Origin of the sequence: Solibacillus sp. FSL K6-4121 (assembly GCF_038002585.1) — a bacterium.
In the GTDB taxonomy this organism is placed as follows: Bacteria; Bacillota; Bacilli; order Bacillales_A; family Planococcaceae; genus Solibacillus; species Solibacillus faecavium.
Genome location: NZ_JBBOCS010000002.1, coordinates 869,709 through 895,947 on the forward strand (window position 1 = coordinate 869,709; position 26,239 = coordinate 895,947).

Below are 26,239 nucleotides of genomic sequence, written 5' to 3' on the forward strand. Positions count from 1 at the left end.
CACTAGTTTTAACAAAATTACATAAATTTATGTTTTTACTTTAATTTATAAACACATTGAGGTGCCATTTCGGTCGGTAAATTACCTTAAATACCGATCTAACAATAAAAATAGGGACATAATTCATCTTACGAATTAGTCCCCAATTGTTTTGTTATTTAATAGGTTCTCCCCATCAACCGTACATGAATTTAATTTCGTCTCTTTTTTTCTTTATACTACTAAGTAATTTGTCATTAGTTTGATAATGAAATTTTCATTATTACATTTTTAATGAATGCTGCTCCGGTTGCTACCATTATTGATACGGCAATAATTACTACCCCTGCAACTGCCATGATTGGCGGGAATGCATTTGCCGTATCAAGTATAATAAATCCTGCTACGTACAAAGCGATAATTATGAATGCACAATATTTAATATAATTTAACCCTTTTATAATGCTGCTTGAAAATAATGATTTGCGTTCAATCACATAAATCATATTCAATGACTCATAAAGCGCGTAAAAAAATGGGATTGCTGTTGCGTATAATCCAAGTAAAATAGGATATTGCAAGTAGGCGACTTCCGGATGAACAGTAGCTGCTTCCTGGGCAAGGATAGGTAAAAGATATACACATAAAAACAATACGATTATGCCAATCACTACAATACCTAAACTTAAAAGAATAGAATTAATTCTCTTCATAGTGTCCTCCTTATTTTCCAATGTTTCTCATTAAAACGAATTATGTTGCTGAAGGTTTCCGTAATCGTTTCCCTTCTCTTTTTCAATTAGAGGAGGAGTGAAATCTGACGGAATCATCGATGAATGGAGCTTCCTAGCGTGGTGGCCCTATCTTTTACCTATATTATTTTAGTTTTCATAACAATGCCCAAAGCTGTTTAATTTTCGCTTGCTTTCACGTCGCTACTCGCTTTCGTCATGACTTTTTCAAAACGGAAAAATTCAAACTCATCAAATATAGGGTCTTTCGCTTCCTCATTTGATCCTGGATAGCCTTTATGGTTAAATTCAACATTTTTAAAGCCACATTTATTCACGTAAAAGTGAATATTGCGCTTTTCAAAATAAGGTGTGTATAGTTCCCACACTTTCGTTTCAGGGAAAGCTGCTTCAATCGCAAACCACGCCTTTGTGCCAATGCCTTTACCGTGTGCGGCAGATAGTGTATAGAAGAAAACCACTTCATTACGACCCTTTTCTTCATCTATCTGTAAGACTACCCCACCGATTCGTTTACCATCTTGTATGAGCTGACGAACAACAGAATCAGTTCCAAATAGCGACTGTTCATAATCTTCTTCTGATGGCACAATTCCCATTTTTAACGGGTCCTCTGCATCTGGGAAACAATCGTATAAACCTTTTAAAAACGCCTCTTGGATTTCTTTTTTCATAATTATTAGTTCTTCCTGTGGAACAAGTGCTAATGTAATCTCGCTTGTCATAATATTAATCCTTTCTTTCATTAAAAACTGCTTAAAGTGCATACACCGCTAAATGTAGTTTTGAAATAGTGTTTGATCAAATAAAATCATTATTTTACGATTAATAAAGAATATAGTATATACAATTTTAAAAGAAGATTGAACAAAATGGATTTTTCTTGTGTGTTAGTAAGTTTGTTTTTTATAAGAAAGTTTGATCATTTTCTACCTACATTACTCCATAAACGCGCCAAGATTGTTGCATAAATCGGCATGAGACTTATTCATTTACTATGTTAAACAAAAAGAAAATTCCAACCGACGTTAAGGAATATTACCCTAAACCAAATGACAATAATAATTTTATTTTTGACTATTATCATTGTCATTATGACTTTTATCATTTACAATTACTTTGAGGTGATGAAATGAAAAACAGATTAAAGGAGTTGCGTGCTAGAGAAAGTATGAATCAAACTGATTTAGCTAAAAAGGCAAAGGTCTCTCGCCAAACAATTAGTCTAATTGAAAGAAATGAATATATGCCATCTTTGTTAATCGCCACAAAAATCGCGTATGTATTTAATGAACCCATTGAACAAATTTTTATTTTTGAGAAGGAGGAATTAGAATGATCTTGTTAACAACTGCATTAATTATTACTATTTACAGCCTACAACAATTGTGGGTATCCCATTCCGTTATTTCTACAACTGAAACGCTTTTATTTCTTTGCAATATTAGTAGCGGACTTTTATTAGTTTTTGCAGCTACCTACAATATCAAAATATCACGTGCTTTGAGCTCTCCATCTACCGAAAATGATGACACTTTTTTCGATTCTCTTGAACGAAAATATTATCGAATCCCAAACTCAATCATAACTGCACTGGTCATTGCTTTCATAGCAACTGTTATAGGCTTTATTTTTTTTCGAGACGAACATCCGCAACTTGTATTAACATCATTTATTATTGGTGTTGTTTCATTATTGTTATCCATGTCAGATTCAAAAATGACATCTATAATTTTCCCGAATTATTCGCCGCCTGTACCAAATACAAAGGAGCCTGTTTTAGATTCCTTAAATATGTACGATGACGGACAAAAATATTTATTATTAAAATCGTTATATAAATTATATTTCCTTATCATATTTCTACTCGTCTTACTTATTTTCGGACTCATGTATTACTCTATACTATCCGGTAATAACCAAACTGTAAGTATTATTGGAATCGGTGTGATTTTATTGATCAGTTTAAGTATCTTTACAAATAGTTTGAAACCCCAGAAAACAATTAAAAAGTAAAGAATCAGATTTAAACTTATTGAAACGTTACAAAATAAAAGATTGTTGGCATAAGAAAAATGTTACTCCACAATATGGCCCGTTTGTTGAATAAGAACTGCATTCCATACAGGTTTTTATCAAACTTTATTATAAATGATCGAACTTAATTATTAATTATCAATCTTTATTAAAAATCCACACTCTTACCATAGTTAAATATCCCCAATATTGAGGATTCATAATAATTAAGTTAAAAGCGAAGTAGCCCCTTGTTTAAGGTACTACTTCGCTTATATTTATGGAAATCCATATTATATGTATATTTTTAACGTTCCTAATTTTTATAATTCGGAAGCATACTTGTTTAACTCTTTACTCATAGATTCAATCTTAGTCATAATGTTTGAAATTTCGTCAGTAGAGGATGCTTGTTCACGTCCAACAACGACAACCTCTTGAATAGAAGCTGTAATCTCGTTCACGGAATTTTGGATGTTCGTTAGTGTTTGTCTTATTTTTTCTGTTGAAGAAACGGTTTCAAAAGAAAGTTTTCTTATTTCATTAGCAACTACTGTGAAGCCAAGACCTTTATCCCCTGCCCTTGCTGCTTCAATAGCGGCATTTAACCCTAAAAGGTTTGTTTGATCAGCAACTCTCTTAATGAAATTTAATACTTCATCTGTATTTTTCACTTCTTCCATTGCATGAGTGGATTGTTCTAACAATTTATCACTGATTTTTGAGAGACCTTCTGAGCTATCTGTGATTGATACAACACGGTTATTAGCTTTTTCAAGTGATTGTACAATCTCATCTGAAATCGCTCTAAGTTGTTTTTCATTTTGTTTTTGTAATTGAATCGCTAGTGCTCCAATTACCTGACCATTATCTAATATAGGTGCAGCTATGCCAGTAAAAGGAAGTCCAAAGAACTCCGGTGGAACTTCATCCTGTATTAATTTGTTGTTTTTAATACAATCTGCTAGAGGTTCTTGTGGATTTATTTTAGTACCTGGTCTAGCTCCTATATCTATTTTTCGCCCTGGAAAGTAAGCGATCCATTCTTCTGTATCAGTTAATCCGATAGCTAAGTCTGGTAACATCGAATGGAATAAAGGTAAGACATCTAAATAGTTTTGTAACGTCGGATGAATAGCTGTGTTTGAATTGAGTTTATACATTGTTGTTCTCCTTTGAGTAATTGCTAATTTTCATCTTGTCAATGCTTTTGAAAAACACGCTGCTTGTAATTATTGTATTTCTTTAAATAACATAACACGGTTTTAAAATATATGCTACATAGGTCCTATAAAATAATATTCTGGGGAGCATGGGTTGAGTTAGTGAGTTTATCGCAAACACCCCACTTTCAATTATTTGGGGGTGTTGGTTAACAAACTGTCATTTTGGAACTAATGGGGATTCAATTTTATTATTTAACGCTTCTGCTTGGCTCATAAAAGAATTCATATTGGCACTTCTAGTAATACGTAATCCTAATCCAACTTCACGAAGTGCTTCCCTTAAGTTTTCAAAGTTCCGCTTATCTTCTACGGTTAAATCAGCAAATCTATATAATTCATCAGTTGGAAATTGGTTTAACTTGAAATATAAATGTTCAAGAATTTCCTTTTCACTTTTAGAAAGCGTTCCCAATTGCTTGCCAGTTGTCATTCCAAGCCAAATACCGTTTAATACATCGCCTAATTCAGTTGTAACCAAATTAGGTTCAGACCAATTATCTTCCATCTGGTTAGCGATCAAGCCTTCCAACTCTACTAAATTACTTTGGACTTCTGTAACAACAACTTGCTCCTTTACGAAGTTCATCTTTATAATTCCCCAAGCTACAATTGCCACGAGTAATATGTTCAAACCTATTGAAAGTCTGAAAAATAATTTTCTTTTCACTTAATTAAACTCCCCCTTTAAAAATAGCTTACCATGGTGCCATCTTGCTTATTAACATATTTCTTATCGGCGAAATTTTAATCTATTCAGACACTACCCTATATAAATGTTATTCAACAATATGGCCCTTTAATGAAAAGTGGTGTGATCCTTATTAAAGAATTGCGCCCGATTGTGGAAGTTTGTTATTCAACTAAAATCTCTCGTTAGTTTAAGAAAGAATGTTCTTTATTTATCTTGTTATATAAATCGATTCTCTCTTCAACTTTGTTATTATTATCCTTCCATTTAACAATCATATAGATGCTATCAACTTGCTCAATTGTTATCGGGGCTTTATTTTCATTAAAGTACGCTGGCCCTTCAATTGCTCCAGTCGATTTTTCTGTTAAATCTGTACCTGGGCCACTTTCCATATTGTGATGAACTACTGTATCTTTATTGTTAATAACTACATGGGTAATAAACTCAAACCAATCTGTCATATATTCATTCTCATCTTTGATTCTTAATGTTCCGTTACCTGCTTTAAAGTCCTCTTGAGTTAGAACAATTTCATAGTTTGTTAAACTCCAATTATCACTTTCACCCATTAACGACAAGTAATAATTGTCTACACGCTCATTACAACCTGAAAGGATTAAGACAAAATAGAATAATGGAATCAAACTCAGATATTTTAACTTCTTCACTGATACTAAATCCCCCTATCAATTGGACGCTTTTTCAACCTAACCTGCTTAGTTTAAGTTCACTTATTCACAAGACCCTCTATATATTAACATAAATATCCAGTTTTTCTTATTAGGCGTTATTCAAGATAATGGCCCGTTTGTGGAATAAGAAAATTGTAATCCTTACAGATTAATTATCAATCTTTATTAAAGACCACACTAAAATTCATGCAATATGTCACCTGCTCGGAATAAAATAACTCACAATAATAGAGGCGCCCTTACTAATAAAGTGTATAATTGAATTATTAGAATTCTTCAATACTAGGTGATAATATAATGAATTTCCCACGACTTTCTCAAATACGTTTCCCAAAATTAATATTACACTCCTTGCTATTAGTCAGCGTTTTGACACTAATATCTATAATTAGCCAAGACATAATTAGGTGGATATTTAAAATAAATTTTTCTTCGATAAATGGAATTGCTAGTTTCTTAGTAATGATTTGGATTTTCTTTGCTATTCAGAATAAAAAATATCAGAAAGATTAAATGGGTATAACATTCTGATTTTGCGAAAAGTTGTATAGGAGGTGTGTTATGAATAAAAAAATGGGGATTTTTATATTTGTATCCTTCTGTTTTTTAATATGGTTATACTTTGCCATATATGAATCCTCAATCGATAACTGGTGGACAGTACTTGAAATAACACAGGAGACTGATCATATTGTGGATATCGAGGTGTCATTAGTAAAGGTGCTGATCGGGACGATTATATTTACCATCAGTGGTTTCCTAATCAATTTATTGTTGTCTAACCTTCCATTAAAAGATTGATAAAGCATACAGAATCATTCTAAATAACGTTTCCAAATCAAATCGAAAAAGGCATGAATGTTAATCGATACGACAGTTTTAGGCTGAAGAAAACGGCTGATTAAATATCAGCCGCTTTAAACTATTATTTCGCTAATTTTAATGCAATATCCGCTTTTTCCAGATCATGCTCCATCTGCTCTTGTAAATCATAGGCATGGTACATTTCATTTTTAATCATATACTGTGCAATTTTATCATGTGTGTCAATCGCATTATCAAGCTCACGACGTAACAGCTTCTTCACAGAAGGTGTTGCTGTTTCTGTAATAGCTACCGCTAAACTTCTGACTGCAGCTTTCGATGTAAGCAGTAAATCTGTCGCAATTGCCATATCATCAATGATCGATACATTTAGCTCTTCAGTTTGAGTTTCTGATTTTTTTGTCGCCATTTTTTTCACCTCACGTATTATTTACTTGCGTCAGCAAGCACTTTTTTTAAATCTTTAATTGCTTTTACTGAAAGCTCCAAATCCTCTTCAAGAATTTCTTTTAACTTTTTGTCCTGTACAAGATCAACAAACAATTTCCCTTTTGTCACACAATTCGTTTTAAAAATCAGTACTTCATGGACTTCAAGTTGCTCATGTAAAGCTAGTTCCTTTTTAGCGGCCATTATAATACCTCCTCTTTCATAAAGTGTTCACAGTTATTTACCCAACTTACATAAAAATAATCACTATGGATTGATGAAGCTATGTAAGAAATGTATAAAAGAAAAAAGGGCTTTTCGAAAATTTGAATGAATCTTTTCCGAAAAGCCCTTTTATTTATGAAACTAAAACATCTTATTTAAATTCGCCATTTCTATAGCAGACATTGCACTGTCATAGCCTTTATTCCCCGCCTTTGTCCCTGCACGTTCAATCGCCTGCTCGATATTTTCAGTTGTGACAATCCCGAAAATAACCGGTACCCCTGTATCCAAGCCCGCTTTGGCAATGCCTTTAGCTGCTTCATTGCATACGTAATCATAATGCGTTGTTGATCCGCGAATGACTGTACCTAACCCGATTACTGCATCATACTTATTGGCTTCTGCCATTTTCTTTGCAATAAAGGGTACTTCAAATGCACCTGGTACCCAGGCAGTATCAATATTATCTTCATTTACACCGTGTCTTTTTAATCCATCAATTGCACCGCTTAATAATTTATCATTAATAAATTCATTGAACCGACCGACAACGATTCCGATTTTTAAATCTGTACCTACTAATTGTGCTTCAAAAGTTTTACCCATTTTATCTGCTCCTTCTTATACAACCATTGTGTTTATTTTTATATATTGAACTAAATCTTCTATCGTAATAAATTTCAGCTGATGTTTTAGTGCGAGTTTTTCAAGCTGTGGCATCCGCGCCATTGAACCATCTTCATTCATAATTTCGCAGATGACCGCGGCTTCCATCGACCCGCATAATTTTGCAAGATCTACCCCTGCCTCAGTATGACCACGGCGCTCTATTACGCCTCCTTGTTTTGCAATGAGAGGAAAAACATGTCCAGGACGGTGGAAATGTTCCGGCTTCGCTGCTGGATCAAGTAATGCCAAGATCGTTGCTGAACGTTCAAATGCACTGATTCCTGTCGTTGTATGAATATGATCGATACTAATCGTAAAAGCCGTTTGATATGTATCTGTATTACTTTGGACCATTGGATGAAGACATAGTTTTTCAGCGATGGCTGGAGATATAGGTGTACATATTAATCCTCTGCCATGAAGGGCCATAAAGTTAATATTTTCCGGTGTTGCAAATTCACCCAAAACGAGAAAGTCACCCTCGTTTTCACGATGTTCATCGTCGGCAACAATAATAATTTCACCATTTTTTAATGCTTGAATTGCTTCGTCTATCGTATTCATCTTTTCCCACTCCTTTAAAACCCTGTACGTTGCAGTAATTCCTTTGTAATCGTACTTGCCGTTTGATTTTGTAAATGTTTTTTCACATATTTCCCGATCAAATCTATTTCAATATTCACAACATCCCCGGCCTTTTTATAGCCCAACACAGTCTGTTCGTAAGTATGAGGGATTAAGGAAATGGTAACGAGTGTATCTGTCATATTAAAAATCGTTAAGCTTATGCCATCGACTGTAATAGAACCTCTTTCGATACACTGTGCAACTAAAGTACGGTCCATCGCTAAATCTACATAAACCGCGTTTGCAACAGGTCTTTTCCGCTGTATGATTGCGACACCATCAACATGGCCAGATACAATATGTCCGCCAAAACGGCCATTCGCCAGCATTGCCCGTTCCAAATTGACATGCATACCTACAGTCAATTGTTGCAGGCTTGTTGCTTTAACAGTTTCAGGCATCACATCCGCTAAAAATGAATTGGACGTAAATTGTTTCACTGTTAAACAAACTCCATTCACCGCAATGCTGTCTCCAAGCTTTACATCTTCTAAAATTTTACTTGCGCGAATGGCTAATTCCATCGTTTGTGTGGACTGACTAATCTGCTCCACAGTTCCTAACTCTTCAATAATTCCTGTAAACATCCTACTCACCTCTTTTTAAAAGTAAAAAAAGAACCCCGATTGAATTCGGAGTTCGATGAGAGGGAAATTTAGCAGCATCAAATAAGCCTTTTGAACACATATTTCAAAAAACGCATGACATTGCTTCCTTCTCCCATCCAGACTATACTGTCGGCTTTGGACTTGCACCAAATCCTGCACACAAAAGTGGCTCACGGGCTTAGAGTAAACTCATCACCGTCGATTGGGAATTTCACCCGACCCCGAAGGAAATTCATATAAAATTATCAATAAAAAAATCCCATCACTTGGCGCGACGGGAAAAGTGTATAGCAAAAAAGCACATTTTAAATCGAATTTTCAAAAATGCGTTGCTATTCCTTCTCCCATCCAGACTATACTGTCGGCTTTGGACTTGCACCAAATCCTGCACGCAAAAAGCGGCTCACGGGCTTAGAGATAAACTCATCACCGTCGATTGGGAATTTCACCCGACCCCGAAGGAAATTATTTTATTTGAAAATTATTGTAACATAGATTTTTTAGAATACTAATAGTCATTTCGGACCTTCTTGCTTCCATAAGTATCATTCCATTTACCTCTGCTAACTTGCTATTTTGTTAATTAAAATGAAACTTTTAAGGTGGGCATCCGTATATAAAAATATCCAGAATTTTTTAAAAACTAGGAAAAGAAAAGGTGTCTATAATGAAAAACATTGTCAATATAGCATATTCGTATCATAACTCAAATAAAGGTATAACAAGGATATGGACTACTTTACCGATGGATCATCCTGACGTGATTTGTACTCATTCTCCTGAAGAAAAAGTAATTGATGACGGGAACAATGAACTCTTTTATTTTACTTTAAAAGAAAATGAACAGTTTCAAATGAATTATTCCATCGATACGTATAAACAAAACGAACAAAAAATACTTACGAATAAAGAAAAGGCATTTTATTTACGCAGCGGCACACTTGTTGTTGTGGATGAACAGATGAGGAATCTAGCACATGAAATAACGGCTGGCGCTGTATCGACAATGGAAAAAGCGAAGGCAATTTTCCATTATGTAGTCAATCATTTTAAATATATGTACCCGCCTAAGGGGAGAGGCATCAAGTCTTTTTTAGAGGCGAAGCAAGGTGATTGTGGCGAGTATGCTTTTATGTTTTCTTCCCTTTGCCGTTCTATTGGTATCCCGTGCCGATCCCTTGTAGGCAGTTGGGCAAACAGCAAGATGAATGCACATGTGTGGAACGAATTTTTTGACGAACAAACGGGCTGGATTCCGGTTGATTGCAGCATGGCCTATATTCAAAAGAAGAAAAAAACTCAATTTTTATTCAGTAATGTTCGAACATTAAAATGGACCGCATACTTCGGGCAATTAGAACAGCAGCGAGTTGTTTTTTCCAATGATGCAGAGCTGTATCTTTCCCCTAAATATAATGATCTGGATAAACAAACTATAGTCGATTCGAAATATCCTCCCATCGTGCCTTTTCAAATTGACGGTCAGCCTTTTTATTGGGGCTACGAGGCAGTAAAAGGATGTGTACCATACATGCAGCCGATCTACGTGCGGTTTGACCAGGAAAATTTATCGATAAAACCTAATAAAAATCAGCATAATTATTTAGGTCAATGGAAAATTACAGAAACCGGCGCTCTAGGGTTCTTTTCAAAATTAAAAAGCTTTTCCTATTTCGTTTTCTTTATTTCCATAATATTTAGCTTTCTGTTAAGCAGTCCTTTCTTTTCTGCATTAACAGCTGGTTCGGTTATTGTTATATGTATTTCATTTATAGCCAGAAGAGAAAGAGCATTATTTTACACGGTTGTTGCACTGTACTTTTTATTGCCTTTAATCTCTAATTTATCAAAATTAGTTTAATTGCATTGCAGTATTGTAAATAACTTCTCTATCTATTTTCTTAATTTTCATTCAATTTCTCAGGAAATAAAATAATCCATTTTATTACAATTGGGTTTATAATTGATTCATCACCATAAGTTGGGGATGACAAAATGCCGCCTCGCGATAGCGCAAGCGGCTGATTGGTTGTTTTTCACCTTATAACGAGGGCAAAATTTTGGGATGGGTGGGCCTCGCAAACGGCAATAAAGGCAGTGATAAAGACACGTATCTGTGGCTTTAGCGCTGTCTTGCCGTAGCCCACCAATCAAGTGGAATTTTATTAGAGAATAATTGTAATTACATTTGATATATATGGAGGATTCTATGGCAAAAAAAACACAGTCGAATAAAAATTCTATTTTACTTGAGTTGCTATTTTATGCGGCATTACCCTATATTATTTGGAATTTTGGTAGGGAACCTTTAGGGGATTATGTTGCCATGCTGCTTTCAACCGTTCCTGGTATTGTTTATACCCTTTACCGATTTATTGTGGATAGACAATTTAATATAACGGGGTTATTTATTTTAGGTTCGATGCTAATTGGTACAACTGTGGATTTACTGTCAGGTTCAGCAGAGCAAATGATTATTAACGGAATTTATTTAGGACTTTTTTATACATTTATATATTTTATTCTGTTCGTTGTGAAGCGTCCTTTTACATTATATATCGCGGTTGATTTTGCGTATTTGCAGGGCTATGACCGAAAAGACAGCAAAACTTTATTTTTTCAAAAGGGTATTTTCCAATGGTTCCAAATCATCCAAGCGGTGTTTATTATTCGAGGTCTTGTTATGGCAGGATTAACGGCATTTCTGCTAAATAAATATGGTATCGACGGATATGGGGACATGCTCATCTATAAAAAAGTAGCGGGCTGGGTATTTTCCATTATCGTAATGGGACTTTTCTTTAATATAAATAACGTTATACAAAAACATGCAAAACAATCTCAGGAAAACAAGCAACCGGAGACAGAAAGTTCGGAAGTAGTAACGGAATCAGTATAGCAAAATGAGGAGTGAAGAAATTGAGCCATTCTACAAAGGTAAGTGAATGTCCAAAATGCGGTTCGACGGAATTAGGAAAAGGCCAGCACAGTGGTCATAGTGTCATGTCCCTCGTCAATAAATTAGGGTTTGGGTCTATTATTGAATACATTATTTGTACGGAGTGCGGATTTATAATTGAAGGCTATGTGAAAAAGCCGGAGCGGTTTAAGGACACGTATTAACCGAACCGGGAAACTTGAATCCCTTTGTCCTAGCCCATTGAACTTTACAATGGGCTACATATTTTGATAACTACCTTGTAAGGTTTCTATATATTTTATTACAGTAACCTAATGAATATATTTTTGGCTTAATCGTTAGTTTTAAAATAATCTTCCTGAAGTATTCCATAAATAACACAGTCTTTGTATTGGTTTTTGGCATTGCGAATCATATGTCTAATAATTCCTTCTTGAACCATCCCTGCCTTACTCATTACTTTACCTGATGCAGGATTGTCAGTATTATGTGCAGCAGAAATTTTATGAAGGTTCATATATTTGAACCCAAATTCCACAACCGCCTTTAACGCCTCCGTCCCATACCCCTGATTCCACCATTCATATCCAATCGAATAGCTTACTTCACAGTTTCCGGTAGCGTTATCGAATTCATACAAATCGATTTCTCCAATCAATTCTCTATCAACTTTCCGCTCAATTGCCCACCAACAAAATTCATTACTAGCATAATTACTTATAATTTTTGTTACTCTTTCTTTTGTTTCTGAAACGGTCCTATGTGCTGCGCTCGCTCTGTTGTCAGAAACCCGCTCGTCTGAAAGCCAGTGATCAAACACCTTTTGAATATCGGATATCTCCATCCTTCTAAGGATTAATCTTTCGGTTTCTATTTTCTGTGTCCCTAAAAAATTTATCATTTTTTACCCTCGCCTATTAATTATTGTTCTTACATATTTCCAAAGTGGAACACCTTATCATTAAAGATTATTGAGAAGGCGGCAATTGCATTAAGGCTCCAAAATATTGCGAAGCAGTCGTAAAACATATAAAAGCAAGAAGTTCACTAATTTCTTCATCCGATAAATATTCTTTTAAAACTAACGTAACATTCAATGGTGTGTGCCCCTTTGTTTTCAAAAAGGCTTGAGCGTATCCAGTACATATAGCTGTTTTTTCATCGTAAAGTAGTGGGTCAGGTTTTGCTTTACAATATTGACAGCCGTTTTCTTGTGCGAGTATTCTACGAACTTGCTCTTTTAATGTTGCAGATAAAAATCCATCTTTTTCAAGCGCCTCTCCTAAACTAGCCCATTGCTCTTGAATTTGTAGATTGAAGCCAAATAATTGCTGAAATGGTGTATCCCCTATATTGTTCATTTTTATAATTGTCATTATTCATCCCTCCTGTTTTAGGATAGAATAATTATAGACAGTTTCACATAATTCATTTAATGTATTTTCAGTATTACTATTTAAAAATAGAAAGGATTATTCGAGATGGATTTAATCGATGAATTAATTATACAAGAACTAAAAAAAGATAGTAGATTATCAATGAGCGAGCTAGGTCGTCGCGTTCATTTAACATCACCTGCTGTTAGAGAACGGGTAAGGCAATTAGAAGATAAGGAAATTATTACAGGTTACACCGTTAATTTAAATGCGAAAAACCTAGGATTTCCTATTGCTGCAATTATTGAAGCAACAATTAAAAATAACCGTTATGAGGAATTCAAACAACATATTTTGTCTTATTCAAATGTAGAATTTTGTTATAGAATTGCAGGGAATGCCTGTTTTATGTTAAAAGCACATTTCTCTACACTTGAAAATGCGGAACTTTTTATTGATGAACTACTATTATTTGCACAAACAAAAACAAACTTTATTTTTTCTGAAGTAAAATAAGAAAACACTTCAACATGTTATTGGCAAGTTAATATAGGAAGGAAGTTGTTCTATTTTTGAACAGCTTTCTTACATACTCGGACCTCATATATCCCATTAAAAAAACCACTCAAAAAATTTAGCAATTAAATATAGTGGTGCACCAACGATTATTGCGCCGGCAAAAAAATAACAGATATATTTAAAAATATCAAATATAGCCCCAGCCATATCATCGATAAATTTAAGCATGCTCATCCCTCCTTAGAATTGGCATGAACCGCTAAGTACGTATTGCTATAAAAAAGCATATGCATTCTCTTTATATCCCATAGTTTTTTAAATTCTTCGATTGGAACTTTTCGATTATAACTCTTGTGTTTACCTTCAATATTCACCAGATGCTTTAAAGACTCTGAAAGGTAAATATACTCCTTGTCGTAGCCTACAACCGGGACAAAATGCAAGTTATTGAAATCTTTATGTACTTTAATAAAAGCTATTACAGGAGTACCTTTACTAACTTCGTATTTTAATGTGTCGATATTCCCTTTATAATAATTTGTTTTAAAGCCCTTTTTTCTTAACACCGTACGAATTCCCTTAGGATATACATTGCCGGCCATCGTTTTACTAGGAAAATGTGTGTATAACGCTTCCCCATCTGCCTCCATACCAAAATGGCGCAGAATATACGCTGTTGAAAAAGCCGCACATTCCGTATTGTTTTGGAAATCTATCCGATTATTTTGTTGAATCAGATAGTTGGCGGGATAAGCTGTTTTACGTAAAACGGGAATAGGAAATGTCATTAAATATGTATTAATAAGTGTGGATATAACGATCCATAAAATGACTGTATTAACTATAAATATAGTACTTCCCCCTTAGCATAGAGTAAAAAATCCCCGCTACTAGTAGGAGGACTTTGAATTAGTTATATATGACTTCAATCAATTTCTTCATTAAATATTTCGCCTTGATCCCCTTCATGCTGGATGATTAAGCGAGATGTTTTATGAACATAAATAGATCGGTAATTTTCACGATCCGCTTGAATCGTAATGACACGCTTATCATCATTGTCACTTACTGTATTGAAATTATATTGGTCGGCTTCAATTTCTTCTAGGATATACTGGTATTCTGGTAAATTTGCATAATCCCCATGCAATTCAAATTGCGCTTCAATTACTTCTTTCTCAGCATCGGCGCTATTTCCGCATGCAGATAAAATAGTAGCTGCACTGAATACGATTAACATTTTTTTATACATCAAATTCACCCTTTTAAATTCATCTCTGTTTCATACTAACAAACATATATGGTATGTATCTAGGAAAGAGGCTTATATGATTGGACTTTAATGGACAAAATGTTCATTATTTTGCTATATAATTTGCATCACTCTCTCCCAAAATTTCAAAATTCTTTCCGGCTCCTTTAGTTTAGAAAAGATCCATTCCTTTTCCTGTTCAAGTAGATGGCACATATACTGTGCAGCTTCTTTATGAGTATTGACGCCAATATGGTTCATAATGTTGTGCATCTGTACTGCCTTGTCCCCTGGTATGGCAGACTCTAATGTTTTCAAGCCTAATATAGCTTTTTCAGGACAGTAGTGATGCAACAAAATGGTACCGATGTTGCCGAACGACAGGTGAAGCAGGTGACAACACCATAAATCATTTCCACGCTTAGCGCTTTGGTTATACTGATATAAAAACCAAATCGAATCATCCACTGCATCGATAAACTGCGCAGGTGATGCTTGAAGAGATGGTTCGTAATCACTCAAATAATGCTCGGGGTCATAAAGTATTTTAATATGATCCTTTTCATTAAGCGTTTTTGGAGTAACCGTATACAAGTCGATGTGAATGAAGTCTTCATACACGCCTAATATTTGGGGCGCTACTATGAAAATATCATCCCAAAAAATCAGTTCTTTATAAGCTTTTAAATGCTCCAGGCGATGCGGCAAAAACCCCGTTACATCGTCTTCCTCTACTAGGCAATATAAGTCGATGTCTGAGAAAGAATCATGTTCATTACGCGCTATCGATCCTTTTAAAAACACAGCCTTCACTAAAGAGTTTCCTTTTAAACTTGCAAGCAGTACTTGTACAACCTCTTCCAAATGCATATAAAATACCTCCTCATCAAAGCAGACTGGATTGGGATTCATTGATCGTTTCTATAATACCTATAATTTCATCTAAATCATCAACTATATAAGGTGTAGTTATTGAACCAAAATACGGATCTCTTTTCCAAATAGTTTTCATGCCCAAACGTTGAGCCCCTTCTATATCGTTTACAGGATGGTCACCTACATAAATACTTTCATCAGGCTGAACGCTAAGTTGTTTCAGTGCCCTATGAAATATTTCAGGCTGCGGCTTTTTCATTTGCTCCCACTCTGACACTAAAATGGTATCAAAATAGTTTGCAATACCGAGTGCATGGATATTATCCATTTGGAATTGTCCGAAACCATTTGTAATGATTGCTAATCGGAGGTTTCTCTGTTTCAGCTCATTAAGCATTTCATGCAAAAGGGCAAAAGGGATACAGTAAGAATGGAAATGGGCTATATAATCTTGAAGCAGGACTTCCCATGAGATTTCAATACTGAATTCTTGTACGAGCTGCTGATACACTTTATCCTTCCATACATAACCTCTTTGTTCCAGTTCAATAAATCGGTTTAAAAAATCCAGCCGTTTAATAGTATGTAGTTGGTGATAGAAACGGTCATATTGATTGGCTATGAATTGCTTAACCGATGCATCCCTGTTTAATAATGTACCGTCTAAATCAAATATCACTGCTTTGATCATTTAAATTACCCCTATCGATTTTGCGTGAATAACTGTTCCAGCTAGGAAATTGTTTAAAATTCAGAAAGCTGAATAATGAAAAGGCGCTGTTATCTGTTGTATCTATTTCAATAGAAACCTTCTTTATTCCTTCACGCTGTAACAGTTCCATTTGTGTTTTGAAAAGAGCTGTCAATTTCCACTCATCTTCGGTATTTCCTTGAAATCCAGTCCATCCGACTTCATAATGATTTCCTAATTTATGCAACAAAATATACGCCTCTACTTGAGCTCCTTCAAATACAACATAGCTATAATCTAGATCAGGTTCATCATCGAGCAATATTTCTCCCCACTGTTGCCACGTATATGTTTGCACAGGATTATGTAAATGTGTGTTCTCATAGTTTTCCTTTAGTTGTGTAAGAAAGGCTCGTTTCTTCTCCTCGTTTTGCAGGACATCATTTAGAGATTCATATTGTTTAAAGGTTGGAACAGTCGGCATTTGCTGTAATAAAGCCCCTACTTCTAAATCAGGCATATACGTTTTCCTAAATAGCTTAAAACCTTGCTTTTCCATAAAAGAAATAGCATCTTTTTTCTCATCCCAACATGAAAAGATAAGCTGCTTCTGCGAATATGTATCTTTGAATAATTGCTCATATAGAGCTGTCGGCCAATTTGTCTCTGTACAGGCTGAAGTTGTATAGACTCTTACATATTTAGCTTCAGGATGAAAGCTGTTTAACCAGCTAAGCGAGAGCCCCATGATTTCGTCATCTTTTTCAAGAATAAATAACTGATGAAATGCCTTTTTTTCAATACGAGGCTTTACCTCTTCCAATTGAAGCCTTAGTTCATCCATTAATGTAGATAGATCAATATCCTGTACATGTTTGATTTGCCACATATTTTATCACTTCATTTCCTGATAAATCTGGTGTTAGGAGATCGATAGTTTTTCTAGTACATTCTCAGCACTTTCCCACTCATAAATGAGCTCATCAATTACTTTGCCGCCTATTTTGATTTGGACTTCCTTTACTAGGTGAGCGCCGTAATGTTCATAAAAATGGCGGGTTTTATTATCCTTTAGCACTTCCACAAATATCTTTTCATAACCGTTTTGAGTGAAATAGATAAATAGCTCTTTCATAAGCATTTTCCCGATGCCGTAACCTTGCATATCAGCAAACAGGTAAATAGAAGTTAAATCAGATGCATTCTCATTTTCATTTTCTTCCCTTTTCCCTGCAGTAGCAAAGCCAACAATGTGCCCATTGCTATTTTCTGCAACAACAATGTAATTATTGGGAGCTGCCATATTTCTCTTCCACAGTTCTTCTCTTTGTTCGTAGGATAGACCATCCAAATATTCATCCGGAATAATTCCTTTATACGTCGTCCGCCAGCTATCGACATGTACTTTGGCGATTCCCGCAGCATCCTCCAACTGTGCTTGCCTAATTTGCATACAAAACCCCTCCTGTTTACATTTAGTTTACCTTATATTGGGATTATATTTTTAAAATTTTCGTAATTTATTTGTGGAAAAATTGGATTTACTTTTATAATGGATAAAGCTGGTATTTAAAATTAGTTCGGGGGAAAAACACTTGAGAAAAATCACCTTATCAAATGGGGAAACCGTAGAAGTTGAATGTCTTAGTTGTGCAATAACAAGCGGGTTAGTTGAACCTGAAGGCGGTGTGGTTGTTGAAACACCGTATTTTCATGCTCATCAAGATGTAGCTTATCCAATTAGAGGATTAATAATTTTAGCTTCTAAAAGACATATTAAATGTTTAGATGAATTAACCGAGTCCGAAAGATTAGATTACATAAATATTTTATCAAGAATAAGAAAAGCACAAAGAGACGTTTTAGGAATCGAATATGTCTATTATTTTTATAACGAAGACACTACCCACCATTTCCATACTTGGATGGTTCCGAGATATGAATGGATGTATGAATTCGGACGTTCAGTAGAGTCAGTACGACCGGTATTACTTCACGCTAGAAACAAAATGAATGATAAAGGAAATGTTGAAAAAGTTATGGACGCAATCCGTGATCTAACAGAGGAGTTGAATAAATAATTTAACTGCTTGATACTTTTCATTCATCCGCGACTGAAAATTTTTTCTAATATCATACTAAAATGTGCTAATAAATTTTAAAATGTGCTAATAAAACTGGGGTTTTCTAATATATTCTTGAGTTCTTCAAATATCCTGCGAAATTTGCTAATAAAGTAACCTGATTTGCTAATAAGTTGCTCCGATATGCTAATAAAATGAAAAATCTGCTAATATCTCAGATCGCCGCTGAAATGGGCTCGGCTATTTCGAATATATCTCCCTGTTTTTCTAATAAAATAAAAAATCTGCTAATAACCCCGGCCCAACCTCACACCCGCTTCAAAACCACAAAAAAACTCACTAAAAGCATTTCCCCTTTTAGTGAGCTCAAACTTAAACCTGTTATTATTTTAATCGTTCATTAATTAATGCTTCTATATCGCTAGCAATTGTCTCATATTGTACGCCGTCAGTTCCTTGGCCTGTACCGGAATAGTTTTTAACCGCTACTCCTTTTTCATCGACTAGGAAAAATGTATCGGCGTGGATGACTTGATTATCGGTTACGCTTGCTCTAACCGGGGTTTTGAATGAATTGATTGCGAGCTGCTCGATAAATTTCTGGTCGTATCCCGTAAGCATATGCCATTTCGATTCATTTAACGGGTTATGGCGGCTTAAGTATTCCGTTAAGCGCTCTGGTGTATCGTAGTCAGGGTCTACGGAGAAGGCGACAATTTTATATTGCTCAAGCCCCTTCTTTTCGATTTCATCCTGTACTAGTTTCATATTTTGAGTCATTGGTGAACAAATTGTTGTGCAGCTTGTAAAGATAAACATTGCAAGCCATGGTTCCCCTTTTAAACTATCAAGTGTCACTTCTTCATTGCGGTGATCGGTCATTGTAAAATCGGAAATTTCGAAACTTGTTGTTGGCTTAAATTGATAATTACTGCAAGCAGAAAGTACTGTAGCGATTACGAGTACAAATGCGAGTATTATGTTTTTCTTTTTCATTTATCTCTCTCCACTTCCCAAACATTACCTTCATCTTATCGAATGTTGTCCACATTCTCAATAGTTATCATGCGAAAGGTTATGTGTCAAAATTGTGAAACCGCGCTTCACAACTAATTGCGTTCTACCGGATTACTAAGTGAGACGAGTGCTGTATGAATCGCTTCAAGCTTCGTTTCAATTCGATATAACAAATAAAATGAAATAAAGATTGGAAACGTTACTTCCTGAATGATTGCTATCCACTGGTCCATTCTAATCCCTCCTTCGACTATATAAAAAGCCGGTAAAGCATTGCACTTCACCGGCCTTCCTTTTAGTTAATCAAGTCAATCGCTGTTACATGACGCTCAACAATTCTTGCAGACTTTTTCACGTTGAATAAAAACCCTTCTTTTGAGAATGCTGCCTGGTCAATAATTGCTTGCATTGCTGCATTTACTTCAGCTTCCGTTAAATTTGGTTTTGGATCATTGATATTAATCGTCATTGTGCTTCCAGCAGCATTTGCAAATGTTAATTGTAATACTTGTGCCATACGCTCACCTCCTGTCCATTATTTTTGGTTCGTTAGGCCGTTACACTTTCTTTTTGTGTCTTCACAGATTCGATATAATCATAATCTGTTAATCCGACGATTGTTGTTGCCACAGTGTGAAGTTGCTGTGCTGTTGCATTCATCGCCACATTTCGGAAAGTTGAGCTTTTAATTACTGGCTCATTAAATTCATCTAGGCCCGTTTGGTAGAATACCGTCAATGTTGCAGAAAGGAATCCGAATTCGTTCATGTTTATCACCTCCTTGCCCTATATATGTCACGATTTTTTGAAAAAAGGGACAATGACGATGAAAAAATTTACAAAACCTTATATAATAGACATATTGAGTAAAATTGAGGTGAATATTGTGGGCTTAGAAGGCTGGTTTTTATGGTTTATATTATTTTGGGTTGTCGTGTTAGTTTCGCTTATGGGGATCGGCGGCTTCTTTATGTTCCGCAAATTTTTAAAGGCGCTCCCAAAACAGGATGGGAAATCAGATTTGGACTGGCAAGCCATTTATTTAGATAAAACGATCCATTTATGGGGACATGAAGAAAAAGAGTTACTCTCTGAACTTGTAAGTCCTGTACCTGAGCTGTTTCGTCAAGTAGCTAAGGAAAAAATTGCTGGGAAAATCGGGGAAATTGCTATAGAGGAACATGCTACGAAAATTGATTTGGATTTAATTATCCGTGGTTATATTATCGCCTCCCCTAAACGCGACCATAAATTTCTGCGTAAAAAACTGAAGGAAATGGAAATTGATACAACGCACTATGACCATTTATTTGAGGCATAATGCGTAAAAAGGCTGCTCATGAAAGTAAATAACTTTCATGGACAGCCTTTATTTATGCGATGATTTGAGACTTTTCAAGCTTCTTATACTTGATGAGCATACCAATACGCCACGGTAAAATCATGGAGAACGCCAAAATGAAAAACATTCCCGCAAGCTCGCCTACATCAAAGCTTTCTGCAAATATTAATTTTAAAATAATCCGTAAAACCAATAATCCCACTAATATAAATGGAAACGCCTTTGATTGCTTCATATAGACTGCGTTATCCCGGATTTCAAATTTCGACGTTAGTATTAACACTACCGAAAACAGTAAGCCCAGTGCAGCCGCTTCTGCTATTTGAAGAGGTGCTACTCGAAATTCCTCAAAAATAAACATCAATGCTCCTGTTGACATGGCAAATGGAGGGATGAGTATTTTTTTAGTGGATACCGGCTTTTTTTGTGCGCGCAGTCGTATTACCATGACAAACGAACCCATGATGACGGCCATAATCGTCGAACCAATTAATAAATAGTGAGAAGGTATACTGTCAAACATCATATTCCTCCTCTTATGTTGACAAATAAGTATTACGTTAAGTTGAGAACATTTGATGCGACCTCTTTTAATTGCTCAGGCTGAAAAGGCTTTGTAATAAAATCTTTGGCACCACTTTCAATGGCGGTTTTAATTTTAGTTTGCTGACCAAGTGCCGTAATCATAATGATATTGGCATCTGAATGTTTAGCCTTTATCCGTTGCACCGCTTCAATGCCTGTCATAACCGGCATTGTAATATCCATCGTTACGAGGTCAGGCAATAGCTGATCATATAATAGAACTGCTTCTTTTCCGTTGGCAGCCTCTCCCACCACTTCAAAGCCGAAATCCTTAAATATATTTCCGATTGTAACACGCATGAAAAGCGCATCATCTACAACTAACACAGTCGGCATTTAATGATCACATCACTTTCAATAGTATAGCATGGTATTAAAAAGCATGGAACTATTAGAACCCTGTAAATCCGCCGAAAATTGGCGAGAAAATTGTAATAATATATGTCATACCATCGAAGAACAATAGAATTCCGACAGCAATCATAATATAACCGCCAACTTTAATAATTTTTTGGCTATGAGTACGTATCCAGTTCATTCGTGTGATGAAGAACGATAATGTAAAGAACGGAATGGCAAAACCTAAGTAATAGGCAATCATATACCAAATAGCAGAGTCAGGGTTCGTCCCACCAAGTGTGATAATCGCCATTAATATTGGCCCTGTACATGGTGTCCAACCTGCTGCAAATGCTAAGCCGATTAACAACGAGCCTAAATATCCTGAAGGACGATTTTTAAATTGAAATTTACGGTCCTTCATTAAAAAATTGACCTGTAATAAGCCGACAATCATTAAACCGAACGCAACAATTAAAATCGCTCCGACTTGACGCAATAAATCCTGATACTGGAAGAAGAAGTCTCTTGCTAGAGACGTTCCAAACCCTATTGCAATGAATATGATGGAAAATCCGAGCAGGAAAAATAAAGTATGTAAAATGGCGCGTCTTTGCATCATTCCCTTTTCGGTTTTGAGCTCATCGAGGGTCATGCCGGTAATGTATGACAAAAACGCTGGGTAAAGCGGTAAGGTGCATGGTGAGATAAAACTTAGAAATCCAGCACCAAACGCTAAGAAGATATTTAAATCTGTATTCATGCTGCATTCAATCTCCTTCACATTGATGCCTCAATCGTACCAAATTTTCCAATACATTACTCACTTTTTTAATGTGAATTTTTTTTGACAGCCGTGTGAGGTATATGTGAAACGAAGAAACGAAGTAATTTACCTTCTACCGAATCATATCTATAATCAGTAAGCTAGAATAAATAACCGATGTAAATAGTACTACAATGAAGATTGTAATTGTCTGGAATTTAATCGACCAGCGCCATACACATTCCTTTGGATAGACCTTTTTCCATCGAAGTGCCGCTTTAAAATTGATAAACCAGCAATGTAATGTCACAACCAACGAAGGTAAAGTATATAAACCAATCAAGATCATCACTTGCTGAAAAGGTGTCGTCGTATATTTTCCGTAACTAATTACGAAATATGGAAGGACAAACCAAAAAACGGATGTAAATAATAATACGATAGCTACTACTAAATGAAGCCATAAATATTCACTATGGACTTGCTTGTAATATTTTAATGCTGCTTCCACAATCATCACCTGTCCTGTTCTTTTTCATTTACTATTCCCACTAATATAGGCAAATGAAACGAGAAAAGTGATTGATTTTTTTAATGATGTGAAAAATTACCTTCTTACATTGGTGTGAAAGTTGAAAAAAACTAAAATGCGGACGTTAATTCGTACAAATCTCTGTTCGAACGTAAATTCCATTCCGGTTCAAATCGGTTAATTATAGCGTTTTTTAGGCTATTCATTTCCTTTTCGTTGTCCATAAGATAAATAGCAAAATGGACAGCATTATCTGGTAGCATTAACGTAATATTCGCATTCACATGACAATGTGTCGCTGTGCCGTCTCTGAAGCAGCCTTTCGCATAAATGTTCCCGATATGCTGATTAAAGCGTTCTTTAAATGTTCGTGCGCAAACCCCACAAAATTTCAGCTCATCATTGACGATAATCGTATATATCCCTTTTTGCTTTAGTAATTCCTCGTCCCCACTGACGATAAAGCGTGTATATGTAAGATCTCCGTAGTTGTTTAGAAACTGCTTGTAAAAGAGGTTCCCCTCATCTTTTAATCGTTTTAACGCCTTTCCAGCTGGTAAATTCATTACATGCTGTGCATGGCGGCTTACTTCCTCCTGCAGATGGTCGTATTTCTTTTGCAATGTAAGTTCATGCAACGTTTTTTTATCGAAACTTTCGAATAAATTCTCAACCCTCTGTTCTAGTACAATTAATTCCATTTTTGTAAATTTAATCTTTTCCCCTTTTACTTGAATTAGCATAGTAACTCCCCTTTCAAATAAATCCCCATTTACTTAAAATTCGCTATAAACTGACAAAATCCTCTAAAATTTTTGGTTGCATCTGTATTAGTACAATAAAAAAAGCGACTCGCTCTATTTGAACGAATCGCTTTCCCATTAAAAATTCTCTTTATCAAATATTTCAAGGTCGATAATACGCGCACCTTGTTTTGTAATAGCCGCTTCCAGCTCATCTACTGTAGACTGTTTAGCACCTTTAGTCAAAGTCATGACAACACGGCGCAAATAGGTAGTATCGTCATCTAACGAGAACACACAATGTAATGGCCATACCTTTTTAACTGCCGTCAGCACTTTAATTAATATACCGTCCGTATCCGGCAGTGCAACGGTAATCGCACAGCTGCCTGTTCGGTAGCCCCATGCTTCTTCCAAAAGCTCGAACACTTTTGAATGGGGTAAAATGCCTGAAAAGTTCCCTTTTGTATCAACTACTGCTAGATATGGGAGCTGTTTAATAGAATGGAACACTTCAAAAAAAGAACTGTTTTCATGAATGAAGGCATCGGGCTCTTCTGTTAGAATTTTTACCGGTACTTTCATATCGCCCTCTTTTAATTTATGTTCGAGTAATTCTACCTTATAAATATTGCCGATAAATTTTTCGCCGGCTTCGTCCAGCACAGGAATGCATCGGTAGCCATTGTCATTCAATTGACCGAGTACATCTGAAATCAAGTCAGTTTCTTTTACATAGCTTACATCTTTCTTTTTAACATACTTCTGTTTTACAAGCATTGTGTTACCTCCTTTGGTGTTCTATCTATTATTTTAATAGTAGAATCCCAATTACGGAAGTTATTTTTTGAATATTTTGTAAAATAAAAGGCTAATCACCAGAACATGGGGTTGTTTTTCTAATAAAATTTCATTTGATTGATTGGTGGGCTGCGGCAAGACAGCGCTAACACTGCCTTTATTGTCGTTTGCGAGGCCCACCAATCCCAAAATTTTGCCCTCGTTATATAGTGAAGTAAAAAACACCTAATCAAGCCGCTTGTGCTATCGCGAGGCGGTAATTTTGTCATCCCCAACTTATGGTGATGAATCAAATAAAACTATTTGTAAAGTTCATAATAAATATAGGCATACGCTAAATCGAGACATTTTTGATAGTTTGCCAGATTATTTTCCTTATTATTAACCGAGGCAAAATAGATGGCCTCCAACACACTGCCGTTCCTTGGGTATTGCTCGCGGATTTTTGCAAACACCTTTGCGCACAGCTCATCGGTCTCCTGTTCCGATAATTGGATGATATAGCCGATTGTCGACGCGTCGATTCGTGTGCTCGTAATAATCTCTTGCTTCATTGCCTTCATCATTTCGTCATTGATTAAATAAAGGATTTCACTAATGCTTTCTTCTTCACATGTTAATATTTTGCAATCCACTAGAACTAGTGTATGCCCATCATTTTCTACATTACTCAATAAACACTTTCCTGCAAGTTTAAATCGTGATAAAGGAGATAGGAAATGCTCATCCTGTTCATACTCATTGTCATAGGCAGCTTTAATATACTTTTCCATATAGCGCTTGTCTGTTTCAATTTTCCGGTAAAACAGCGCATGAAATTGTTCCATTTCCCGAGAGATGCTATCCTCATTCAGCATTTTATATGAGTCGGTAATGAACGTATAACATTCCTGAACTAAATCTTTATTTCTTTTTAAATTCATACAGACGATGAGTACTTCATGCAGCAGCTCTATTGCTGTTTCATATTCACCTTTTTGATAATGTATTTTCCCCCGAAGTACACGAATATGTAAATCAATGCGAGAATCCTTTTCCACTTCATATCCCGTAAAATAGCTATTATATAAACTTTCAGCATACTGAACTTTATTAAGTTGTAGTGATATTTCAATATGCGCAATAAATCGTGTTATGAAGTATCGCTCATCATATTCTGACCCCATCTTAAAAAAGACTGCTGGGAGTTTACTCAATTGCCATAATACATCACTCGGCAAAACTTCCTTCTGTGCTGCAGTGTAGTTATTCATTGCGATTGACAGGACGGAGTAATTTTCGAATTGAAGTGCATAGCTACTCGCAATTTTATAGTAGTTTTTCGCCTTTTCGAAATCCAGACTAAAATAATAGCAATGCCCAATTACTAAATAGAGTACAGCTAGACACTCTTTTAAGTTGTCCTTGAAATAAGGTTCTTGATTCATTAAGTATTGCAACAGCTTCATGTTGTAGTCGTGAGACAATATAAATGGCTTACTCTCCAAGAGTATAAAGTCATTGATTGTTTCAGCATCGCCTTTTTGAATAATGTATGTAAAAATCGATTCAAAACCCTCATACTGTGCTTCCTGCGATGGGAATGGCTGTGATCGATAAATTTCTAGCTCATGTATTGTTTTCACACGTTCTACCATAGATTTGCGGACCTCCTATT

38 protein-coding genes and 2 riboswitches are annotated in these 26,239 nt (G+C 35.5%); of the genes, 8 read left to right on the forward strand and 30 right to left on the reverse strand.

From position 1 onward, the window contains the following. Positions 1-236 precede the first annotated feature (236 nt). Positions 237-692 carry a DUF2975 domain-containing protein gene (locus MHH95_RS13750; protein WP_340728043.1) on the reverse strand — a complete coding sequence of 152 codons (456 nt, stop codon included), beginning with the start codon at positions 690-692 and terminating at the stop codon, positions 237-239. 197 nt (positions 693-889) lie between these two features. Continuing rightward, entirely contained in the window at positions 890-1,477 is a 588-nt protein-coding gene (locus tag MHH95_RS13755) for a GNAT family N-acetyltransferase (RefSeq protein WP_340728044.1), read from the reverse strand. A gap of 386 nt (positions 1,478-1,863) precedes the next feature. On the opposite strand from MHH95_RS13755, the gene MHH95_RS13760 reads away from it, so the two are divergent. Continuing rightward, positions 1,864-2,070 carry a helix-turn-helix transcriptional regulator gene (locus tag MHH95_RS13760; RefSeq protein ID WP_014823680.1) on the forward strand — a complete coding sequence of 69 codons (207 nt, stop codon included), beginning with the start codon at positions 1,864-1,866 and terminating at the stop codon, positions 2,068-2,070. Then, positions 2,067-2,747 carry a hypothetical protein gene (locus MHH95_RS13765; RefSeq protein WP_340728045.1) on the forward strand — a complete coding sequence of 227 codons (681 nt, stop codon included), beginning with the start codon at positions 2,067-2,069 and terminating at the stop codon, positions 2,745-2,747. The genes MHH95_RS13760 and MHH95_RS13765 overlap by 4 nt, the downstream gene beginning before the upstream one ends. A 323-nt stretch (positions 2,748-3,070) precedes the next feature. Here the strand turns inward: MHH95_RS13765 and MHH95_RS13770 are convergent, their stop codons facing one another. The 8 genes from MHH95_RS13770 to ribE form a co-directional block, all read right to left on the reverse strand. After that, a complete protein-coding gene (locus MHH95_RS13770; protein ID WP_339212248.1) occupies positions 3,071-3,910 on the reverse strand; it encodes a methyl-accepting chemotaxis protein in 840 nt (279 codons plus the stop codon). 220 nt (positions 3,911-4,130) lie between these two features. Further along, positions 4,131-4,559: a hypothetical protein gene (locus MHH95_RS13775; RefSeq protein WP_340728046.1), complete on the reverse strand. Its 429-nt coding sequence runs from the start codon at positions 4,557-4,559 to the stop codon at positions 4,131-4,133. Positions 4,560-4,846: 287 nt separating this feature from the next. Next, positions 4,847-5,308, reverse strand: coding sequence for a hypothetical protein (locus MHH95_RS13780; RefSeq protein WP_340728047.1), 462 nt, complete (start codon positions 5,306-5,308; stop codon positions 4,847-4,849). Between the two features lie 973 nt (positions 5,309-6,281). After that, positions 6,282-6,590: a spore coat protein gene (locus tag MHH95_RS13785; RefSeq protein ID WP_339212256.1), complete on the reverse strand. Its 309-nt coding sequence runs from the start codon at positions 6,588-6,590 to the stop codon at positions 6,282-6,284. A gap of 17 nt (positions 6,591-6,607) precedes the next feature. Beyond that, the gene (locus MHH95_RS13790; RefSeq protein ID WP_340728048.1) at positions 6,608-6,814 is read right to left on the reverse strand and encodes a spore coat protein; all 207 of its coding nucleotides are present in this window, start codon (positions 6,812-6,814) and stop codon (positions 6,608-6,610) included. A gap of 162 nt (positions 6,815-6,976) precedes the next feature. After that, positions 6,977-7,441, reverse strand: coding sequence for a 6,7-dimethyl-8-ribityllumazine synthase (ribH, locus tag MHH95_RS13795; RefSeq protein WP_191698830.1), 465 nt, complete (start codon positions 7,439-7,441; stop codon positions 6,977-6,979). A 15-nt stretch (positions 7,442-7,456) separates the two neighbouring features. After that, entirely contained in the window at positions 7,457-8,068 is a 612-nt protein-coding gene (ribB, locus tag MHH95_RS13800) for a 3,4-dihydroxy-2-butanone-4-phosphate synthase (protein WP_340728049.1), read from the reverse strand. A gap of 14 nt (positions 8,069-8,082) precedes the next feature. Further along, positions 8,083-8,718, reverse strand: coding sequence for a riboflavin synthase (gene ribE / locus MHH95_RS13805; RefSeq protein ID WP_340728050.1), 636 nt, complete (start codon positions 8,716-8,718; stop codon positions 8,083-8,085). Positions 8,719-8,839: 121 nt separating this feature from the next. Beyond that, a riboswitch (FMN riboswitch) is annotated at positions 8,840-8,972 on the reverse strand. Positions 8,973-9,071: 99 nt separating this feature from the next. Then, a riboswitch (FMN riboswitch) is annotated at positions 9,072-9,206 on the reverse strand. Positions 9,207-9,406: 200 nt separating this feature from the next. Here ribE and MHH95_RS13810 point away from each other — a divergent pair. The 3 genes from MHH95_RS13810 (at position 9,407) to MHH95_RS13820 (ending at position 11,862) form a co-directional block, all read left to right on the forward strand. Then, positions 9,407-10,600 (forward strand): transglutaminase-like domain-containing protein, encoded by a 1,194-nt coding sequence (locus tag MHH95_RS13810; RefSeq protein ID WP_339212262.1) that lies wholly within the window; start codon positions 9,407-9,409, stop codon positions 10,598-10,600. Positions 10,601-10,948: 348 nt separating this feature from the next. Continuing rightward, positions 10,949-11,638, forward strand: coding sequence for a VC0807 family protein (locus MHH95_RS13815; protein WP_339212263.1), 690 nt, complete (start codon positions 10,949-10,951; stop codon positions 11,636-11,638). 20 nt (positions 11,639-11,658) lie between these two features. Continuing rightward, complete coding sequence (locus MHH95_RS13820; protein ID WP_339212264.1) at positions 11,659-11,862, forward strand: transcription initiation factor TFIIIB; 204 nt, start codon at positions 11,659-11,661, stop codon at positions 11,860-11,862. A gap of 128 nt (positions 11,863-11,990) precedes the next feature. Here the strand turns inward: MHH95_RS13820 and MHH95_RS13825 are convergent, their stop codons facing one another. Both MHH95_RS13825 and MHH95_RS13830 read right to left on the reverse strand, forming a co-directional pair. Further along, positions 11,991-12,560: a GNAT family N-acetyltransferase gene (locus MHH95_RS13825; protein WP_339212266.1), complete on the reverse strand. Its 570-nt coding sequence runs from the start codon at positions 12,558-12,560 to the stop codon at positions 11,991-11,993. Positions 12,561-12,627: 67 nt separating this feature from the next. Then, on the reverse strand, positions 12,628-13,035 hold the full coding sequence (locus MHH95_RS13830) for a carboxymuconolactone decarboxylase family protein (protein WP_339212267.1): 408 nt from the start codon (positions 13,033-13,035) through the stop codon (positions 12,628-12,630). Between the two features lie 105 nt (positions 13,036-13,140). Here MHH95_RS13830 and MHH95_RS13835 point away from each other — a divergent pair, with 105 nt between their 5' ends. Then, on the forward strand, positions 13,141-13,551 hold the full coding sequence (locus MHH95_RS13835) for an Lrp/AsnC family transcriptional regulator (protein WP_339212269.1): 411 nt from the start codon (positions 13,141-13,143) through the stop codon (positions 13,549-13,551). Positions 13,552-13,647: 96 nt separating this feature from the next. Here the strand turns inward: MHH95_RS13835 and MHH95_RS13840 are convergent, their stop codons facing one another. The 7 genes from MHH95_RS13840 to MHH95_RS13870 form a co-directional block, all read right to left on the reverse strand. Further along, entirely contained in the window at positions 13,648-13,782 is a 135-nt protein-coding gene (locus tag MHH95_RS13840; protein WP_340728051.1) for a hypothetical protein, read from the reverse strand. 2 nt (positions 13,783-13,784) lie between these two features. After that, positions 13,785-14,342, reverse strand: coding sequence for a cysteine peptidase family C39 domain-containing protein (locus MHH95_RS13845; protein ID WP_340728052.1), 558 nt, complete (start codon positions 14,340-14,342; stop codon positions 13,785-13,787). Positions 14,343-14,479: 137 nt separating this feature from the next. Then, positions 14,480-14,806: a hypothetical protein gene (locus MHH95_RS13850; RefSeq protein ID WP_339212275.1), complete on the reverse strand. Its 327-nt coding sequence runs from the start codon at positions 14,804-14,806 to the stop codon at positions 14,480-14,482. Between the two features lie 114 nt (positions 14,807-14,920). Beyond that, a complete protein-coding gene (locus MHH95_RS13855) occupies positions 14,921-15,676 on the reverse strand; it encodes a nucleotidyltransferase domain-containing protein (protein ID WP_340728053.1) in 756 nt (251 codons plus the stop codon). A gap of 16 nt (positions 15,677-15,692) precedes the next feature. Beyond that, positions 15,693-16,373: an HAD family hydrolase gene (locus MHH95_RS13860; protein WP_340728054.1), complete on the reverse strand. Its 681-nt coding sequence runs from the start codon at positions 16,371-16,373 to the stop codon at positions 15,693-15,695. Beyond that, complete coding sequence (locus MHH95_RS13865; RefSeq protein ID WP_340728055.1) at positions 16,351-17,262, reverse strand: hypothetical protein; 912 nt, start codon at positions 17,260-17,262, stop codon at positions 16,351-16,353. Before MHH95_RS13865 ends, MHH95_RS13860 begins: the two co-directional genes overlap by 23 nt. A gap of 33 nt (positions 17,263-17,295) precedes the next feature. Then, complete coding sequence (locus MHH95_RS13870) at positions 17,296-17,826, reverse strand: GNAT family N-acetyltransferase (RefSeq protein ID WP_340728056.1); 531 nt, start codon at positions 17,824-17,826, stop codon at positions 17,296-17,298. 142 nt (positions 17,827-17,968) lie between these two features. Here MHH95_RS13870 and MHH95_RS13875 point away from each other — a divergent pair, with 142 nt between their 5' ends. Continuing rightward, positions 17,969-18,454, forward strand: coding sequence for an HIT family protein (locus tag MHH95_RS13875; RefSeq protein ID WP_340728057.1), 486 nt, complete (start codon positions 17,969-17,971; stop codon positions 18,452-18,454). Positions 18,455-18,841: 387 nt separating this feature from the next. Here the strand turns inward: MHH95_RS13875 and MHH95_RS13880 are convergent, their stop codons facing one another. The 4 genes from MHH95_RS13880 to MHH95_RS13895 form a co-directional block, all read right to left on the reverse strand. Then, positions 18,842-19,453, reverse strand: a complete 612-nt coding sequence (locus MHH95_RS13880) for an SCO family protein (RefSeq protein WP_340728058.1) — start codon at positions 19,451-19,453, stop codon at positions 18,842-18,844. Between the two features lie 113 nt (positions 19,454-19,566). Then, positions 19,567-19,707: a YvrJ family protein gene (locus MHH95_RS13885; RefSeq protein ID WP_191698817.1), complete on the reverse strand. Its 141-nt coding sequence runs from the start codon at positions 19,705-19,707 to the stop codon at positions 19,567-19,569. Between the two features lie 62 nt (positions 19,708-19,769). Then, positions 19,770-19,991: a DUF2922 domain-containing protein gene (locus MHH95_RS13890; protein WP_191698816.1), complete on the reverse strand. Its 222-nt coding sequence runs from the start codon at positions 19,989-19,991 to the stop codon at positions 19,770-19,772. A gap of 32 nt (positions 19,992-20,023) precedes the next feature. Beyond that, positions 20,024-20,242 (reverse strand): DUF1659 domain-containing protein, encoded by a 219-nt coding sequence (locus MHH95_RS13895; protein ID WP_191698815.1) that lies wholly within the window; start codon positions 20,240-20,242, stop codon positions 20,024-20,026. A gap of 118 nt (positions 20,243-20,360) precedes the next feature. Between MHH95_RS13895 and MHH95_RS13900 the strand changes: the two genes are divergently transcribed. Continuing rightward, a complete protein-coding gene (locus tag MHH95_RS13900) occupies positions 20,361-20,795 on the forward strand; it encodes a DUF2621 domain-containing protein (RefSeq protein WP_191699408.1) in 435 nt (144 codons plus the stop codon). Between the two features lie 52 nt (positions 20,796-20,847). On the opposite strand, the gene MHH95_RS13905 is transcribed toward MHH95_RS13900, so the two are convergent. The 7 genes from MHH95_RS13905 to MHH95_RS13935 form a co-directional block, all read right to left on the reverse strand. Continuing rightward, on the reverse strand, positions 20,848-21,339 hold the full coding sequence (locus tag MHH95_RS13905; RefSeq protein WP_191698814.1) for a CcdC family protein: 492 nt from the start codon (positions 21,337-21,339) through the stop codon (positions 20,848-20,850). Positions 21,340-21,371: 32 nt separating this feature from the next. After that, on the reverse strand, positions 21,372-21,737 hold the full coding sequence (locus MHH95_RS13910) for a response regulator (RefSeq protein ID WP_191698813.1): 366 nt from the start codon (positions 21,735-21,737) through the stop codon (positions 21,372-21,374). 55 nt (positions 21,738-21,792) lie between these two features. Next, positions 21,793-22,503, reverse strand: a complete 711-nt coding sequence (locus MHH95_RS13915) for a cytochrome c biogenesis CcdA family protein (RefSeq protein ID WP_191698812.1) — start codon at positions 22,501-22,503, stop codon at positions 21,793-21,795. A 136-nt stretch (positions 22,504-22,639) separates the two neighbouring features. After that, positions 22,640-23,023: a hypothetical protein gene (locus tag MHH95_RS13920; RefSeq protein ID WP_225231104.1), complete on the reverse strand. Its 384-nt coding sequence runs from the start codon at positions 23,021-23,023 to the stop codon at positions 22,640-22,642. A 125-nt stretch (positions 23,024-23,148) separates the two neighbouring features. Next, positions 23,149-23,781, reverse strand: coding sequence for a hypothetical protein (locus tag MHH95_RS13925; protein ID WP_340728059.1), 633 nt, complete (start codon positions 23,779-23,781; stop codon positions 23,149-23,151). A gap of 138 nt (positions 23,782-23,919) precedes the next feature. Then, positions 23,920-24,561, reverse strand: a complete 642-nt coding sequence (cbpA, locus tag MHH95_RS13930) for a cyclic di-AMP binding protein CbpA (RefSeq protein ID WP_340728060.1) — start codon at positions 24,559-24,561, stop codon at positions 23,920-23,922. A 320-nt stretch (positions 24,562-24,881) separates the two neighbouring features. After that, entirely contained in the window at positions 24,882-26,219 is a 1,338-nt protein-coding gene (locus MHH95_RS13935) for a dehydrogenase (RefSeq protein ID WP_340728061.1), read from the reverse strand. Positions 26,220-26,239: the final 20 nt, after the last annotated feature.